The organism is Variovorax ureilyticus (assembly GCF_037889935.1).
Taxonomy (GTDB): domain Bacteria; phylum Pseudomonadota; class Gammaproteobacteria; order Burkholderiales; family Burkholderiaceae_C; genus Variovorax; species Variovorax ureilyticus.
This window is the reverse complement of sequence record NZ_JBBKZU010000028.1, coordinates 12,154-28,597: the sequence shown is the minus strand read 5'-3', so window position 1 is coordinate 28,597 and position 16,444 is coordinate 12,154. Positions and strand designations below refer to the sequence as shown.

Here is a 16,444-nt window from a genome sequence, read left to right as displayed (position 1 = left end):
TTCCGTGTGCAGAACGCTTCGACCGATCATTCAATGAAAGGAAAGTCACATGCGATCCGATGCACAACTCAGAAGCGACGTCCAGGCCGAGCTGGACTGGGAACCGGCGGTGGACCCTGCGCACATCGGCGTGATCGCAGCGGACGGCATCGTCACCTTGACCGGCCATGTCGCCAGCCACGCGGAGAAATACGCCGCCGAGGCCGCCGCCCGGCGCGTCAAGGGCGTCAAGGCACTTGCCGTCGAGATGACCGTCAAGCTGTCGCCCTCCGATGCGCGGTCCGACGCCGACATCGCCATGGCGGCCGAACGCGGCCTCGAATGGTCGGTGCTCGTGCCGACCGGCAAGATCAAGCCCATGGTCGAGAACGGCTGGGTCACCCTCGACGGCGAAGTCGAATGGGACTACCAGCGCAGGGCGGCCGAGCGTGCGGTGCGCAACCTGATGGGCGTCACCGGCGTCACGAACGCCATCAAGCTCATCCCTAAGGTGAAGACGATCGACATAGAGAAGCGGCTTCACGACGCACTGTCGCGGCAAGCGACGCGCGAAGCCGACCGCATCCAGGTCACCGTGGTGGGCGCCGAGGTGCACCTGAAGGGCAAGGTCCATTCATGGGCCGAACTGAATGCGGTGCAGGGCGCGGCCTGGTCGGCGCCCGGCGTGCGCTCGGTGGTGAACGACCTGACGATTGACTGAAGCCCCTCCCCTTCGGAAGCAATTCACCTCATTTGGGTCGGGGCGCCCTGAGCTTCCGGTCCGGCATCTCGAGCTTGCCGGCGCGCAGCAGGGCCACCGAATCCGCGACCGCCCGCGCGACATTGCGGATTTCGGTTTGCACGGCCGTGTCGGCATCGAGCGCCTCGTGGCTGGTTGCGTAGGGCGCGTAGTAGCCCACGTACCGATCGAGCCTCGCTCGCGCACCGGCATCGACGAGGCCCATCCAGTCCAGCCAGTCGCTGAGATTGCGGCGCAGGTCTTCCGCACCGGCCACGTCGCCATGCACCACGAGGCCGTAGACGCGGCCGGCGAGATGCTTGGGATAGTCCCACCCCTTCATCTCGATGGCCTTGGCTTCTTCGGGATGCTTGCCGTGGGTGGTCGTCGGATCGGGATTGCCGCCGTCCGCGCAGACCAGCCGGTCCATCATCAACTTGAGCGGACTCGCGGCCTGGTACCAGTGCGTGGGTGTGAGAATGATGATGCCGTGCGCGGCGACCCACCGCTCGTAGATCTCGTTCATCCAGTCGCCCGTCTGGTTCAGGGAATGGTTGGGATAGCAGCTGCACGGCCAGTGGCACAGCGGCATGGCCGTGGAAACACAGGCCTTGCACGGATGAATCCTGCGCGCGTAGTCCGAGGTGAGCAGGCTCAGGTCCAGCACGTCGCATTCGAGCCCCGGTGCATCGAGTTGGGACTTGGCGATCTGCAGCATGCGCCACGTCTTCGATATCTCGCCAGGGCAACTCCCGTCGTTGCGCGGCGAGGCATTGATGAGCAGCACCCGCGACGGCGTGGCGGCGTCGCTCCAGGCGTCCTGCGCCTTGCGCAGCCGCGATCTCGTTTCGAGCCATTCCACCGACAGTTCGTATTCGGGGTCCGCGAAGCCTTCGCCCGCCTTGCGGGTCACGGGCGCCTTGCGGCCGTCCTTGTAGGCCGTCCACGCGATGTCTTCCAGCCGGGCCAGCACCTCTTTTTCCGCCGCGAAAGCCGGATCGAGAAACGGCTGCATGAAGCGCGCATGAAATGCCTCGCGCGACATCGGTTCCGGCGCCTGGCCTTTTCGTACGCTGGTCATGCCCTCAAGCTAGCGCGTGTTCGGCGCGGCCCGCGCGAGTCGCAAGCCACGATCCGGCGTAGGCCAAGACCCCAATGAGCACTTTCTACCGGCGCGGCAGGGCCACCCGCAAGTCCTTCAGCCATGCAGCCCACGCCGTTTCCCGCTCGGCGGGATCGCCGCGCTTCACCGCGTTGGTGACGTAGAGATCCCCGCGCTCCCACCCGAGCTCTGCCAGCGCGCGATCGAACAGCTTTCCGGCCGGCCCGACGAAAGGCCCCCCTCAAGATCCTCGCGGTCGCCGGGTTGCTCGCCCACGACCATGATCCGCGCGTGCACCGCGCCCTCGCCGCACACCGACTGGCCAGGAACATCCGACGTTGCGCCAGCCGGTCCCGCGAAGGCACAGGCGCGGGGACAGACCGGACGCAGGAATCCGCCGACAGTGGCTGAAGCCTTCGGCCCGCTTTGGCCAGGCGCCGACGTGCAACTGTTGGGCTTTGCCATGGAGACCCCGATGAAGACCCCGACCCGCCCGCCTCCGCTGGATCCCCACGAACTCAACGAAGAGCCGGAACTCGCCTTCGAGGAGTCGGTGCCGCTGGACGGGCCCGATCCCGAGGGAGAGCGAATGATCCAGGAACTCGGCCAGGAGAAGCGGCGCCGCAAAGGCGAGCAGGATCCGCCCGCGCCGGCCGAAGGCGAGCCGATGCCCGAGCAGTTCCCGGCGAGTTGAGCGCGCGGGCCCTGCCGGCGGTTCCGGTCAGTCCTTCGCGGAGGGTGCCTCGACCGGAATGCCTTCCAGATCGGCCATCCACACCGCCGCTTCCGAATCGCTCGGCGCACGCCAGTCGCCGCGCGGTGACAGCGATCCGCCGGAGCCGACCTTCGGCGAGTTCGGCACGCAGCTGCGCTTGAACTGGCTGGTCTTGAAGAAGCGGTAGAGAAAGGTGCCGAGATGGCGCCGGATCGCTGCGAGCCCGTACTCGTTGCGCTCGGTTTGCAGTGCGTCGGGCCATGCGCCGAGCGCCCGGTCGTGCCATGCCTGGTAGGCGAGATAGGCGACCTTCGTCGGCCGGAAACCGAAGCGCAGGGTGTAGTAGAGATGGAAGTCCTGCAGCTCGTAGGGGCCGATGGTGTCCTCGGTGCGCTGGCCCGGCTGCGTGTGCGCATCCGAGCCGGTCCCGGCGGTGACGGGCACCAGCTCGGGGCTCACTTCGGTATCGACGATCGCTTCGAGCACGCGGCTGCCTTGCGCGCCGATCTCGTTCTTCTCGGCCACCCACCGCACCAGATGCTTGATGAGCGTCTTGGGCACGCTGGCGTTCACGTTGTAGTGCGACATGTGGTCGCCCACGCCGTAGGTGGACCAGCCGAGTGCGAGTTCGCTGAGGTCGCCGGTGCCGACGACGATGCCGCCATGATGGTTCGCAAGGCGGAACAGGTGGCTGGTGCGCTCGCCCGCCTGCACGTTCTCGAAGGTGATGTCGTACTGCGGCACCCCGTCCTTGAAGGGATGGCCGAGGTCGTTCAGCATCTGGATGCAGCTCGGGCGGATGTCGATTTCCTGCGCGGTGCAGCCGACTGCGCGCATCAGCGCATGCGCCTGGCCCAGCGTGCGGTCGCTGGTCGCGAAGCCCGGCATCGTGTAGCCGAGGATGTTCGCGCGCGGGATGCCCAGCCGGTCCACCGCCTTCGCGCACACCAGCAGTGCATGCGTCGAATCCAGCCCGCCCGAGACGCCGATGATGAGCTTCCGGATACCTGCCGCCTCCATGCGCTGCACCAGCGACTGCACCTGGATGTTGAACACCTCGTGGCAGCGCTCGTCGCGGTGAGCGGCATCCGCCGGCACGTACGGAAAGCGCTCGACCTTGCGCAGCAGCGTGCGCGATGCGGGCCGCGGAATCTCCAGATCGAAGTCCACCGTGCGCCACGCCTGCAGCGCCGCGCGGTGCTTCTGCGCCGAAACGCCGAAGGAGTTCTGCCGCATGCGCTCGCGCGACAGGTGCTCGAGGTCGACGTCCGCGCAGATCATGTGCGAGCTGTTGCTGAAGCGCTCGCTCTCGGCCAGCATCTCGCCGCTTTCGTAGATCAGCGCCTGTCCGTCCCACGCGAGGTCGGTGGTCGATTCGCCGATGCCCGCCGACGAATAGAGATAAGCCGCGAGGCAGCGCGCCGAATGCAGGCTCACGAGCTGGTGCCGGTAGGCCGACTTGCCGATCGTGATGTTCGACGCCGACAGGTTGACCAGCACCGTCGCCCCCGCGAGCGCGGCCAGGCTCGACGGCGGGATCGGCACCCACACGTCCTCGCAGATCTCCACATGCAGCTTCAGCAGCGGCAGCTGCCGCGCGCGCAGCATCAGGTCGGTGCCGAAGGGCACGTGCTGGCCGAAAAGCTCGATCTCCGTCGCGAGCGCCGAGTCGGCGGCCGCGAACTGGCGGGCCTCGTAGAACTCGCCGTAGTTCGGCAGGTAGGTCTTCGGGAACACCCCGAGCACGCGCCCGCCGGCGACCGCGGCCGCGCAGTTGAAGAGCCGGTGGTCGACCCGCAGCGGCAATCCAACCACCGCCACCGCATTCACCTCCCGCGAGGCCTCGACCACCGTCTGCAGGGCCGTCTCGCAGGCATCGAGCAATGCGGCCTGGTGGAACAGGTCGTCACAGGTGTAAGCGGAGAGTCCCAGTTCCGGGAATGCCACCAGCACCGCCCCGTTGGCGGCGGCTTCGCGGTACATCCGCACCGTCTCGGCGGCGTTGAACACGGGATCGGCGACGCGATTGCGCGGCACCGCGACCGCGACGCGGGCAAAGCCGTGGCGGTACGGGTTGTGGAAATCGAGCGGAGTCGTCATGGACCGATTTTGCAGGGACGCAACGGAGCCGGCGGAATCCGGGGATTTTCTGTCGGCTTGGACTGACCCGCGCTCGGGAACCCCTCCGAAGGCGGCGCCCCCACGCTTCGGGCCTCATGGCGGACTCGAAACACGGAGGGCGGCATGACCGGGCTCAGCGAAAAGCAACTGGCTTCCTTGCGGAAGAAGCTCGACAGGCGGGAGGCCGAGCTCGCGGCCGAACTTGCGACCATCAACAACGAAGCGATGGAGGATTCGTCGCGGCTGCCGCCGCTGGAGCCCGGCGACACCGTCGACCTGGCCGAAGCGCGCACCCACGAGACGGTCCGCGACGGCGAGGCGCAGCGCGATGCACTCGAACTGCGCCGGATCGCCGATGCCCGCGAACGCATGCGTAACGGGCGTTACGGCCGGTGTATCGACTGCGACGCACAGATCCCGCGCGAGAGACTGGAGGTGCAGCCCTCCAGCGAGCGCTGCGTGCCCTGCCAGCGCCTTTACGAGGCGCATCGCGCATCCGGACACATCTGATTCCGGGGTCGCAAGCAGACACGCTTTTCCCCGTCGTCGGCGGGGCCGATGCACGCCTCCACCCAGGAAAGGACATAGAGTTTTCGAATGAGTCTCTGGCAGCCGAACCTCAGCTGGATCACCGATCAGCTCGCCGTGGGCGGAAGCTTTCCGCCCGAACGGGTGGATGCGCTTGCGCGCGAACATCGCGTCGCCGCGGTGGTCGATCTGCGCGGCGAGGCCAAGCCCGACGCGGTGGTGATGCGCCGTCACGGCATCTCGCTGCTTCATCTTCCGACCGCCGACATGTGCGCGGTGGAAACACCGGACCTCGAATACGGCATCCGCTTCGCCAACGAGTTCCTCGACGCGGACCGGCGCGTGCTCATCCATTGCGAATACGGCATCGGCCGCTCGGCCACGCTCGCGCTGTGCGTGCTCGTGCATCGCGGCATGCCGCCGCTGGAGGCGCTGAAGCTCCTGAAACGGCAGCGTCCGCAGGTGTCGCCCTCGCCCCCGCAGTTCGAATGCTGGCGCGCCTGGCTGGACAGCTATCGCTTCGCCCGCGACGTCGACTGGAAGCTGCCGAGCTTCGACGAATTCACCGACGTCGCCTACGTCCGGCCGCGCACGCGCTGAGCCACGTGGGCCCGCACGCGTGGAAAATGCGCTTCCGGCATGCGCGGCATGCCCCACGCTGGAACCCCGACATGACCCACAGCGACGACGTGCTCCAGGCCCAACGCAGGCTGCGCGGCAGCCTGCTCGACGACCGCTGCGCGCTGCCGTGGCGGCCGGCGCGCGAGTTCGCGGCGCAGATGCTGCTCTACGTCGAGGATCCGCTCCAGTGCTGGCGCATCGGCGTGGAGTGCCTGCGCGAGCTGCTCGACGCCGATCGCGTCGACGGCGGCTTCGCACAACCCGGGCAGGCGCTCTATTCGCCGCTGGTCGAATCGCTGCGGCCCGATCGCGCAGTGCCTTCGGTGGTCGGCGCCATGATGGATGCGCGCGATTCGAGCCTCGCCGAGGTCTGGTCCACCCACGACGTGGTGATGTTCGGCGACGTCGCGAACGATGCGCGCTTCGGCGCGTCGATGCGTGCGCAGCTTTCCTCCATCGGTACGCGCACCAAGCTCGCTGTCGCGCTGCACGACGGCAACCGGCCGCTGGGCCTTCTGTGCGCGGACTGGATGGAGCCCCGCGCCCACTGGCATTCGGAGGCCCGCGAGCATCTGCCGCTGCTTGCGCGTTCGGTGCTGACGCCTGTGCTCACCGCCGCGCGTTCCCTCGTCGAAGTCCACGACGATGCGCCGGCGCAAACCGCCATCGCGGGGCTGACGCCGGCCGAACTGAAGGTCGCGCGCATGGCCGCGACCGGCATGAGCTACAAGGAAATCGCGCGTGAACTGGACCGTTCGTTTTCCACCGTCGACCACCAGCTGCGCAGCGTGCGCGACAAGCTGGGCGTGAGCTCCACCGCACGGCTCGCGCGGGTGCTGGCCGCCCATCCGCATCACTGATTGGCCCACCCCGGGCGAACCCTATCGCGAATCTTCGCGATGGAGCCGCGCGCGCACGCTCCCTAGACTCCGGCCCCAAATCCACAGTCCGGAGACATCCCGTGAAGACCTTTGAGAACACCGTGAACGGCCGCCGCGTCGGCTCTGCGCGCAGCTTCGAATCGAAGAACCCCGCCACCGGCGAGACGCTCGGCCTCGTCCCGCATTCCACACCCGAACAGGTCGCGGAGGCCGTTGCCGCCGCGCGCGCCGCGCAGCCCGCCTGGGCCGCGCGCCCCGACGCCGAGCGCCAGGCTCTGCTCATGACAGTGGCCGAGGCCATCAAGGCCAACGACGAATACCTCGCCGAATGGGTCACGCGCGAGCAGGGCAAGCCGCTCGGCGGCGTCGGCCCCGACCAGGTGCCCGGCGCGCGCTTCGAGATCTGGGGCTGCGAGGTCTGGACGCAGGTGCCCGCGAGCCTCGAACTGCCGGTGGAAGTGGCCTTCGAGGACGACACCCGCCGCGACGAAGTGCACCGCAAGCCCTTCGGCGTGGTGGCCGCGATCGCGCCCTGGAACTGGCCGCTGCTGATCGCCATCTGGCAGATCGTCCCGTCGCTGCGCGCGGGCAACACGGTGGTGCTCAAGCCGTCCGAATACACCAGCATCGGCACCCTGGAGATGGTCCGCATCATTGCCGAGGTGCTGCCGCCGGGCGTGCTCAACACGGTGAGCGGCGGCGGCGACGTGGGGGCCGCGCTGGTGGAGAACACCGGCATCGACAAGATCATGTTCACCGGCTCGACCGCGACCGGCGCACGCATCGCGGCTGCCGCCGCGCGCAATCTCACGCCGACCACGATGGAACTCGGCGGCAACGACGCGGCGATCGTGCTGCCCGACGCCGACCCGAAGGCGATCGCGATGGGCCTCTTCTGGGGCGCCTTCCTCAACATGGGCCAGACCTGCGCCGCCGCGAAGCGGCTCTACGTGCCCGACAACCTGCACGACGCGGTGGTCGCCGAACTCAAGGCGCTCGCGGAGGCGATGCCGATGGGCAACGGCATGGAGCCCGGCATCGCGATCGGCCCCATCCAGAACCGCATGCAGTTCGACAAGGTGGTGTCGCTGGTGGAGGACGCGAAGGCGCACGGCGCGACCGTCGTGTGCGGCGGCAAGGAAACTGGCGGCCCCGGCAATTTCTATCCGGTGACGCTGGTCACCGGCATCGCGGACGGCAGCCGGCTGGTCGACGAGGAGCAGTTCGGCCCGGTGCTGCCGATCATCCGCTATCGCGACGTGGAGTCCGCGATCGCGAGCGCGAACCGGCTCGACGTGGGGCTCGGCGCTTCGGTCTGGTCCGCCGACATCGGCAAGGCCCGGGCGATCGCCTCGCGCATCCAGGCCGGCACGGTGTGGATCAACCAGCACGGCACCATCCACCCGATGGTGCCGTTCGGCGGCGTGAAGAGCTCGGGCTGGGGCGTGGAGTTCGGCGTCGACGGCCTCAAATCCGTGACGCAGCCGCAGGTCATCAGCGTCAAGAAGTAACACCTGCAGCGGCCCGGCAAAGCCGGTTCCGCGGGGTTTCTTGGATTGCGCGTACGGTCTATTGGGGGCACGCTTCTTGCGCGAACACGCCGAAGGTTTCGCCCATGGAAGACGTCTGCTACACCACTCAGGAAACCCGCGACGCGGATGAACATGCTGCGGGCCTGAGCGCCTGGGACCAGCGCTACGAACAGATCTCCGCCGGCCGCTTCGACGGCCATGTCGAAGACCTGCGCGTCGGGCCGGTGCAGATCTTCGTCGAGACCGCGAGCCGTGCCGTGTTCCAGTGCGGCATGCCGCGCGCGGGCTCGCACACGATCGGGCTCATGCAGTCCAAGGAAGAAGGCGGCTGGTTCTGCGGTCATCGGCTGGATGCCGAGAACATGATCATGATCGCGTCGGACTCCGAGTTCGACCTGACCGCCGGCGCCGGCATGTGCGTGACCGGCATCTCGATCGACACCGCACACCTGGCCGCGCTGGCCACGCAGCTTCGCGGCGGCGAGCATGCGGTGTTCCCGGCACGTGGGCCGTGCGTGCTCGATGCCTCCGATGCGGTGCAGGCCGGCCTCAGGAGCCTCGTCGACACCGCGCTCGCCCTTGCGCGCCAGCAGCCGGCCATGCTGCAGCAGCCGGCGGCGCAGCGCATGCTGGCGCTGTCGCTCTCCGAGGCCGTACTGGAAGGCATCGCCGGCGATCGGCGCGAGGCCAGCGTGCGGCCCAGCGCCGCGGCGCGCCGGAGAATCCTCAACGCCGCGCGCGACTACATGCGCGCGCATGCCGACGAACCGATCAGCGTGCCCGACCTCTGCCAGGCGACCTGCGCGTCGCGCCGCGCCTTGCAATACGCCTTCGAAGAGATCCTGCACCTGAGCCCCGTGACCTACCTGCGCGTGATGCGGCTCAACCATGTGCGCGGCGAACTGATCGCGCGCTGCGAAGACACCGTGGGCGACATCGCGGCGCGCTGGGGCTTCTGGCATCTTTCGCGCTTCGCAGCCGACTACCGGCAGCACTTCGGCGAGCTGCCCTCGGCGACCCGCGCGCGCGGCGCGGCGCGGCTGGTGTCGCTCGCGCACTGATTCGCCTTTCCCGCCAAGTCTTGCCAAATCGGGATAACGGCCCGATGGCACCGGCTCGTACGCTTCGTCGAAACCACTCCTACAGCGACGCAGGACGACGATGCAATCCAAGCCCACGGCCTCCCGGCCCCTTCGCCAGCGCGCAGCCGCGCTGACCGCCATCGCAGCGATCACCGCATGCGCAGCCCTATCGACCTTCACCGCCCCTGCGCACGCACATGGCGGTGCGGCGCACATGGTGCCGCTGAAGAAGACGCTCGAGGACTTCGGCGCGACCGTGCGCTACGACAGCTTCGCCAACGTCTTCACCATCGCACGAAACAGCACGCTGGTGCGGGTCAAGGCGGGTTCGCGCACCGCGCTGGTGAACGGCCAGGAGGTGAAGCTCGACGTGCCGGTGACGATGCGCGGCAACACGGCTTTCGTCTCGCACGAATTCATCAACCAGGTGTTCCAGTCGGGCCTGGACAAGACCTTCGCGATCGAGCGCACGCCGAGCCCGCTCAACCCGCTGACCGCCGATGAAATCAACGCGGTCGTCTCGATCCTCAAGGCCTCGGGCCGCTACCAGCCGGGCTACCGCTTCACCGAGATCACGCTGAAGACGCCGCCCAAGGACGAGGTGTGGAACTTCGCCCTCAGCGGACAGGCGGCGCGGGCGCCGCGCCGGGCCTCGGTGGTGGTGCTCGACGGCAAGAAGCTGATCGAGGGTACGGTCGACCTCGCGGCCCGCAGCGTGACGCGCTGGGAGCCCGTCGAAGGCGCACACGGCATGGTTCTGATCGACGACTTCGCGACCGTGCAGGCGGCCATCGAGGCCAGCCCCGAGTACGCCCAGGCGCTGAAGAAGCGCGACATCCAGGACGTGAAGAAGGTGGTCGCGACGCCGCTGACCGTCGGCTACTTCGACGGCAAGGATTCGCTGAAGCAGGAAGACCGGCTGCTCAAGGTGGTGAGCTACCTCGACGTGGGCGACGGCAACTACTGGGCGCACCCGATCGAGAACCTCGTCGCGGTGGTCGACCTCGAAAAGAAGCAGGTCGTGAAGATCGAGGACGAGGGCGTGATCCCGGTGCCGCTCAAGCCGACCGCCTACGACGGCCGCGACCGCAAGCTCACGCCGCCGCCGAAGCCGCTGGAGATCATCGAGCCCGAGGGCAAGAACTACACCATCAGCGGCAACACGCTGCACTGGCGCAACTGGGACTTCCATGTGCGGCTCGACTCGCGCGTGGGGCTCGTGCTCTCGACAGTCACTTACAACGACCGCGGCACGCGCCGCAAGGTGATGTACGAAGGCTCGCTCGGCGGGATGATCGTGCCCTACGGCGACCCGGACGTGGGCTGGTACTTCAAGGCCTACCTCGATTCAGGCGAGTACGGCATGGGCACGCTCACCTCGCCGATCGAGCGCGGCACCGATGCGCCGCAGAACGCTGTGCTGCTCGACGCCACGCTCGCCGACTACACCGGCGCGCCGGCCAAGGTGCCGAACGCGATCGCGGTCTTCGAGCGCTACGCGGACCCCGAGTTCAAGCACCAGGAAATGGGCAAGCCCAACGTCAGCACCGAGCGGCGCGAGCTGGTGGTGCGCTGGATCAGCACCGTGGGCAACTACGACTACATGTTCGACTGGGTCTTCGCCGAGAACGGCACCATCGGCATCAACGCCGGCGCGACCGGCATCGAGGCGGTCAAGGGCGTGCGCTCGCGCACCATGCAGGACGCGACGGCCGCCGAGGACACGCGCTACGGCACGCTGCTCGACCACAACATCGTCGGCACCACGCACCAGCACATCTACAACTTCCGGCTCGATCTCGACGTGGACGGCGAGGCCAACTCGCTCACCGAGATCGACCCGGTCGTGGAGAAGAACACGCGCGGCGGCCCGCGCACCAGCACCATGCAGACGGTGCAGCGCACCGTCGCAACCGAGAAGGCCGCGGCGCAGAAGTTCGACGCATCGACGATCCGCCTCCTGAGCAACGCGAACAAGCTCAACAAGGTCGGCAACCCGGTCTCCTACCAGCTCATTCCGTATGCGGGCGGCACGCACCCGATCGCCAAGGGCGCCAACTTCGCGAAGGACGAGTGGATCAACCACCGCCTGAGCTTCATGGACCGCCAGATCTGGGTCACGCGCTACGACCCGGAAGAGAAGTTCCCCGAAGGCAAGTATCCGAACCGCTCGGGCAAGGACACCGGCCTCGGCCAGTTCACAGCCGACGACCAGCCGATCGTCAACACCGACAACGTGGTGTGGCTGACCACCGGCACCACGCACGTCGCGCGCGCCGAGGAGTGGCCGATCATGCCCACCGAATGGGTGCACGCACTGCTGAAGCCCTGGAACTACTTCGACGAAACGCCCACGCTGGGGCTGAACCGTCCGGCCAGTGCCGCCAGTGCCGCCAGTGCGGCCAATGCGGCCAACCCCGGCAACTGACCGGCCCCGCCTCGAATTCCAACACGCAAGACCACGAGAGCATCCACCATGACTGACATCGACACTTCGACTTCCGCTCACGGCACGGACACCGGCCGCCGCGAATTCCTCAAGACCGGCGCCGCGCTGCTCGCCGCGGCACCGTTGGGTGCGCTTGCGCAGGGCGCGTCGGCCAGGGCCGCGAGCGAGATCACCGGCTGGTCGGCGATCGAGCTGTCCCGCGCGATCCAGTCGCGCAGCGTCTCGTGCGTGGAGGTGATGAACGCGTACCTCGCGCAGGTGGACAAGCTCAACCCCAAGGTCAATGCGATCGTTTCACTGCAGCCGCGCGATGGGCTTCTGGCGCAGGCGAAAGAGCGCGACGCGCAACTCGCTGCCGCGAAGAGCGCCGGCCGCGCGGTCGGCTGGATGCACGGCTTTCCGCAGGCGCCGAAGGACCTCGCGGCCACTGCGGGCATCGTCACCACGCAGGGCTCGCCGATCATGAAGAGCTACGTGCCGAAGACCGATGCGATCGTGGTCGAGCGCGCGCGCAAGTCCGGCGCGGTCCTGATCGGGAAGACCAACACGCCGGAGTTCGGCCTCGGCTCGCACACCTACAACACGGTGTTCGGCACCACGGTGAATGCCTTCGATCCGACGAAGAGCGCGGGCGGCAGCAGCGGCGGCGCCGCGGTCGCGCTGGCGCTCGACATGCTGCCGGTGGCCGACGGCAGCGACATGATGGGATCGCTGCGCAACCCGGCCGCGTGGAACAACGTCTTCGGCTTCCGGCCCTCTTTCGGCCGCGTGCCGTACGGGCCGACCAACGAGGTCTTCATCCAGCAGCTCGGCTACGAAGGCCCGATGGGCCGCAGCGTGCCGGACGTCGCGATGCTGCTGTCGGTGCAGGCCGGCTTCGATGCGCGCGTGCCGCTGTCGATCGACCAGGACCCGGCGATCTTCACCCGGCCGCTCGACAAGGACTTCAAGGGCGCGCGCATCGGCTGGATGGGCGACTACAACGGCTACCTCCCGATGGAGGCCGGCGTGCTCGACACCTGCACGAAAGCGCTGAAGCACTTCGAGACCATCGGCTGCACGGTCGACGCGGTGCAGCCCGACTTCTCGATGGAGCGGCTGTGGAAGACCTGGCTCACGATGCGCGGCTTCATCGTCGCGGGCATCGCGGGCGGCCTCTATGCCGATCCGAAGACGCGCGCCATGATGAAGCCCGAGGCGGTGTGGGAAGTCGAGAACGGCCTCAAGGTCACGGGCGGTGATGTCTATCGCGCGTCCATCGACCGCAGCGCGTGGTATCAGGCGCTCAACGCGCTGTTCCAGCGCTACGACTATCTCGTGCTGCCATCGGCGCAGATCTTCCCCTTCGATGCGAAGCTGGACTGGCCCAAGAGCGTCAACGGCAAGCCGATGGACACCTACCACCGCTGGATGGAGGTGGTGGTCGGTGGCACGCTTTCAGGCTTGCCGGTGCTCAACGTGCCGGCCGGCTTCGGGCCCGGCGGCCTGCCGATCGGGATGCAGGTGATCGGCCGCGCGCAGGCCGATCTCGCGGTGCTGCAGATCGGCCATGCGTACGAACTCGCGTCGAAGTACAGCGCGACGCGCAGTCCGTTGCTCGCCGGCTGAGTCAGAGGGACCAGTTCGCCTGCATGCTGGGACGTTCGCCGAAGGCGGCGAACCAACGGGCCACTGCAGGATGCCGATCGCGCCATCCAAAATCCGCGAACCGCAGGTCCAGATACCAGAGCGCGCAGCCGACCGCGATCGCGCCGATGTCCACCCGTCCTTCGAGCAGTTCGGGGCGCGCGTTCAGGTGCGCCAGCGAGGTTTCCGCCTTGTCCAGCTGCGCGGCGCGCCATTCGGGCCAGCGCAGCGGCTCGGGTCGCGCCACGTCTTCGTAGCGCGCGATGAGCGCCCCGTCCAGGATGCCGTCTCCCAAGGACTGGAGCGTGAGCGTCTCCCACCGCTTCGCGCCCGACGCGGGGAACAGCGTCCCGCCGGCGAGATCGTTGAGGTATTCGCAGATCACGCGGCTGTCGTACAGCACCTGCCCGTCGTCGGTGTAGAAGGTCGGCACCTTGCCCAGCGGGTTGTCGCGAATGATCTGCTGGTCGCGCTGCACCGGGTTCGCGTTCGAGGGCAGCAACTGAATGCGCTGGTCGAGCCCCAGTTCATGCGCCGTCACGAGGCACTTGCGCACATAGGGTGAAAAGGGAGAAAAAAGGATCTTCACGCGGTCTCCAGTTCGGCTTGTGAATGCGTAGTGTTCTGCGCGACATGCCGGCCCGCGATCCACCCGAAGGTGAGCGCAGGGCCCAGCGTGATGCCCGGTGCCGGGTACTGCCCGCCCATGACGGACTGCATGTCGTTGCCCGCGGCGTACAGGCCCGGGATCGGACGGCCATCGGTGTCGAGCGCCTGCGCATTCTCGTTGCAGCGGATGCCGCAGGCGGTGCCGATGTCGCCTGCATAGACTTTCACTGCGTAGAACGGCCCCTTCTGCAACGGGCCCAGGCATTCGTTCGGCTTGTGGCCCGCGTCGCCCAGATAGCGGTTGTACGCGGTGCTGCCTTTTCCGAACTCCGCATCCTCGCCCGCCCGTGCGTGGCGATTGAATCGCTCCGCCGATTCGCCGAGCCCCTTCGCATCGACGCCCAGCCTGGCGGCGAGTTCGTCCAGCGAGCTGGCGCGATACAGGTAGCCCGCGCGCACCAGATGCTCGCGCGGACGGCCGCCTGGCAGCGCGAGGCCCAGGCCCCAGCGTTCCATGAAGTCGCTGTCGCAGATGAGGAAGGCGGGCAGCGTCGGCACCGTCTGGTGCGATCGATACATGCCGATCACGAACTCGTGGTAGGAGGTCGATTCGTTGACGAAGCGCTTGCCGGCCGCGTTGACCGCCATCAGCCCGGGCTTGGCGCGGTCCCACACGAGATGCGGATAGCGCACGTACGAGCCGTCCGGCTTCTCGAGGATGGAGACCGGCGCCCAGAAGGCCGGCGAGAAGTAGCCGCTGCCCATCGACGCCCCCGCCGCGCGCGCGATCTCGATGCCCTCGCCTGCATTGCCCTGCGGCGACATCGACCAGGGGCCGGTGGGTTGCGGATAGAGCCTGCCGCGCATCTCCGGGCTCCAGGGGAAGCCACCCGTCGCGACCACCACGCCGCGCTTCGCACGAATCCGCTGCACCCGGCCATCGCGCTCGATCTCGGCACCCATCACGCTGCCTTCTTCGGTGATCAGCGACTTGAGCGGTGCGCCGAGCCAATACTCGATGCGCCGATCCAGCACGGTCTTGAAGAGTCGCGCAGCGAGCGCATTGCCGAGCACCAGCCGCGTGCCGCGGTGGTAGCCGCGAAGGCGGTCGCCGAAGAAGCGCAGCACCAGCTTCATGCCCTCCTTCCATGAGGTGAAGGAACGCGTGACCGCGAGCAGGTGATTCGCGTCGGTCATCGTGATCATCATCCCGCCGAGCACCATGAACTCCGGGAGCGGATCACGCAGTTCTCGGAAATGCTCGCCGAGCAGGCGGCCGTCGAACATGACCGGGTCCAGCGAACGCCCGCCGAACGCGGCGCCTTCGCGGTCGGGGTAGTAGTCCGGCGAGTACTTGCGCGCGGCCAGCTTGACCTCGGTGTTCTTCTCCAGGAAGTCCACCGCTTCGGCGCTCGAATTCAGGAAGGCGCGCTGCATGGCCTCCGGCGCGGCATCGCCCACCGTGTTGCGCATGTAGGTCCACGCGTTCTCGAAGGTGTCGGGGTGCCCCACCGCGGCGCTCTGCGAATTGAGCGGCGCCCAGACGGCACCGCCCGAAATCGCGGTCGAGCCGCCGATGCGGTCCGTCTTCTCCACCAGCAGCACCGAACTGCCGTGGAAATGCGCGGTGATCGCCGCCGCCATGCCACCGGCGCCAGCGCCGACGACCAGCACATCGACTTCCTTGTCCCACTGCGGCGCCTTCATGAGGTGGTACCTCCGAGCGACTTTCCGCCATCGACGAACAGCACCTGGCCGGTGATGAAGCCCATGTCCGGCGACACGAGGAACGACACGGCCCGCGCGATGTCCTCCGGCCGGCCGGCCTTGCCCGTGGGCTGCAGCGCCAGCTGGGCCGCCATCCGCTCGGGCGTGAGGGCGCGCAGGAGCGGCGTGTCGATCAGCCCCGGTGCGATCGCGTTGACCAGGATGCCGCGCGGGGCCAGTTCCATGGCGCTGGCCCGCGTGTAGCCGACGATCGCCGCCTTCGAAGCCACGTAGTGCGGATGATTGCGCGCGCCGACGTAGGCACGAGAGGCGATGTTCACGATGCGGCCGCCATCGGGCATGCGGCGAACCGCCTCCTGCGTGAGCGTCGCGGCCGCGATCATGTTGATCTCGTAGGCACGGCGGAAGTCGTCGCTGGTCACTTCCATGAACTTTCGTTCGTCGAACACGCCGGCGTTGTTGACCAGCGCCGTGATGGGCGGCAGCTCCTGCACCATCCTGCGGACCGCCGCCTCGTCGGTGAGATCGACGATGCGCGACTGCACGTCCAGGCCCAGTCCTTGCAGACGCCCGGTCTCCTCGACGGCCAGCGCTTCGACGCGGTCGACCATCACGACCGCGAAACCGTCGCGCGCGAGGCGCTCCACCGTCGCGAGACCCATGCCGCTCGCACCACCGGTGACGAGCGCGAGGGGTTTGTTCATTTCCATATGCACCTCAGTTTTCCACCGC

Annotated in this window: 14 protein-coding genes and 1 pseudogene; 9 read left to right on the top strand and 6 right to left on the bottom strand. The window is 67.8% G+C overall.

Going from position 1 to position 16,444, the window contains the following annotated elements; genetic code table 11:
* The first annotated feature begins 49 nt into the window (after positions 1-49).
* Positions 50-700, top strand: coding sequence for a BON domain-containing protein (locus WKW77_RS33530; RefSeq protein ID WP_340361216.1), 651 nt, complete (start codon positions 50-52; stop codon positions 698-700).
* Between the two features lie 28 nt (positions 701-728).
* On the opposite strand, the gene WKW77_RS33525 is transcribed toward WKW77_RS33530, so the two are convergent.
* Complete coding sequence (locus WKW77_RS33525) at positions 729-1,799, bottom strand: flavodoxin family protein (protein ID WP_340361215.1); 1,071 nt, start codon at positions 1,797-1,799, stop codon at positions 729-731.
* A gap of 115 nt (positions 1,800-1,914) precedes the next feature.
* A pseudogene (locus WKW77_RS35110) lies at positions 1,915-2,210 on the bottom strand (uracil-DNA glycosylase family protein); the annotation flags it as partial.
* A gap of 85 nt (positions 2,211-2,295) precedes the next feature.
* Here WKW77_RS35110 and WKW77_RS33515 point away from each other — a divergent pair.
* Complete coding sequence (locus WKW77_RS33515) at positions 2,296-2,514, top strand: hypothetical protein (RefSeq protein ID WP_340361214.1); 219 nt, start codon at positions 2,296-2,298, stop codon at positions 2,512-2,514.
* Positions 2,515-2,541: 27 nt separating this feature from the next.
* Here WKW77_RS33515 and WKW77_RS33510 read toward each other — a convergent pair whose 3' ends face one another.
* Positions 2,542-4,635 (bottom strand): NAD(+) synthase, encoded by a 2,094-nt coding sequence (locus tag WKW77_RS33510; RefSeq protein ID WP_340361213.1) that lies wholly within the window; start codon positions 4,633-4,635, stop codon positions 2,542-2,544.
* Between the two features lie 144 nt (positions 4,636-4,779).
* Between WKW77_RS33510 and WKW77_RS33505 the strand changes: the two genes are divergently transcribed.
* The 7 genes from WKW77_RS33505 (at position 4,780) to WKW77_RS33475 (ending at position 13,357) form a co-directional block, all read left to right on the top strand.
* Positions 4,780-5,166: a TraR/DksA family transcriptional regulator gene (locus WKW77_RS33505; protein ID WP_340361212.1), complete on the top strand. Its 387-nt coding sequence runs from the start codon at positions 4,780-4,782 to the stop codon at positions 5,164-5,166.
* An 87-nt stretch (positions 5,167-5,253) separates the two neighbouring features.
* A complete protein-coding gene (locus tag WKW77_RS33500; protein ID WP_340361211.1) occupies positions 5,254-5,784 on the top strand; it encodes a protein-tyrosine phosphatase family protein in 531 nt (176 codons plus the stop codon).
* A 71-nt stretch (positions 5,785-5,855) separates the two neighbouring features.
* Positions 5,856-6,665: a LuxR C-terminal-related transcriptional regulator gene (locus WKW77_RS33495; RefSeq protein ID WP_340361210.1), complete on the top strand. Its 810-nt coding sequence runs from the start codon at positions 5,856-5,858 to the stop codon at positions 6,663-6,665.
* 101 nt (positions 6,666-6,766) lie between these two features.
* Positions 6,767-8,197, top strand: coding sequence for an aldehyde dehydrogenase family protein (locus WKW77_RS33490; RefSeq protein WP_340361209.1), 1,431 nt, complete (start codon positions 6,767-6,769; stop codon positions 8,195-8,197).
* A 104-nt stretch (positions 8,198-8,301) separates the two neighbouring features.
* Positions 8,302-9,279, top strand: a complete 978-nt coding sequence (locus tag WKW77_RS33485; protein ID WP_340361208.1) for a helix-turn-helix domain-containing protein — start codon at positions 8,302-8,304, stop codon at positions 9,277-9,279.
* Between the two features lie 100 nt (positions 9,280-9,379).
* The gene (tynA, locus tag WKW77_RS33480; protein ID WP_340361207.1) at positions 9,380-11,728 is read left to right on the top strand and encodes a primary-amine oxidase; all 2,349 of its coding nucleotides are present in this window, start codon (positions 9,380-9,382) and stop codon (positions 11,726-11,728) included.
* Positions 11,729-11,776: 48 nt separating this feature from the next.
* Entirely contained in the window at positions 11,777-13,357 is a 1,581-nt protein-coding gene (locus WKW77_RS33475) for an amidase (protein ID WP_340361206.1), read from the top strand.
* Position 13,358: 1 nt separating this feature from the next.
* Here WKW77_RS33475 and WKW77_RS33470 read toward each other — a convergent pair whose 3' ends face one another.
* Genes WKW77_RS33470 through WKW77_RS33460 form a run of 3 tightly spaced genes read right to left on the bottom strand, consistent with a single transcriptional unit; the run spans position 13,359 to position 16,422 of the window.
* Positions 13,359-13,964 (bottom strand): glutathione S-transferase, encoded by a 606-nt coding sequence (locus WKW77_RS33470; protein WP_340361205.1) that lies wholly within the window; start codon positions 13,962-13,964, stop codon positions 13,359-13,361.
* Complete coding sequence (locus WKW77_RS33465; protein WP_340361204.1) at positions 13,961-15,691, bottom strand: FAD-dependent oxidoreductase; 1,731 nt, start codon at positions 15,689-15,691, stop codon at positions 13,961-13,963. Before WKW77_RS33465 ends, WKW77_RS33470 begins: the two co-directional genes overlap by 4 nt.
* Positions 15,688-16,422, bottom strand: coding sequence for an SDR family NAD(P)-dependent oxidoreductase (locus tag WKW77_RS33460; protein WP_340361203.1), 735 nt, complete (start codon positions 16,420-16,422; stop codon positions 15,688-15,690). Before WKW77_RS33460 ends, WKW77_RS33465 begins: the two co-directional genes overlap by 4 nt.
* Positions 16,423-16,444 lie beyond the last annotated feature (22 nt).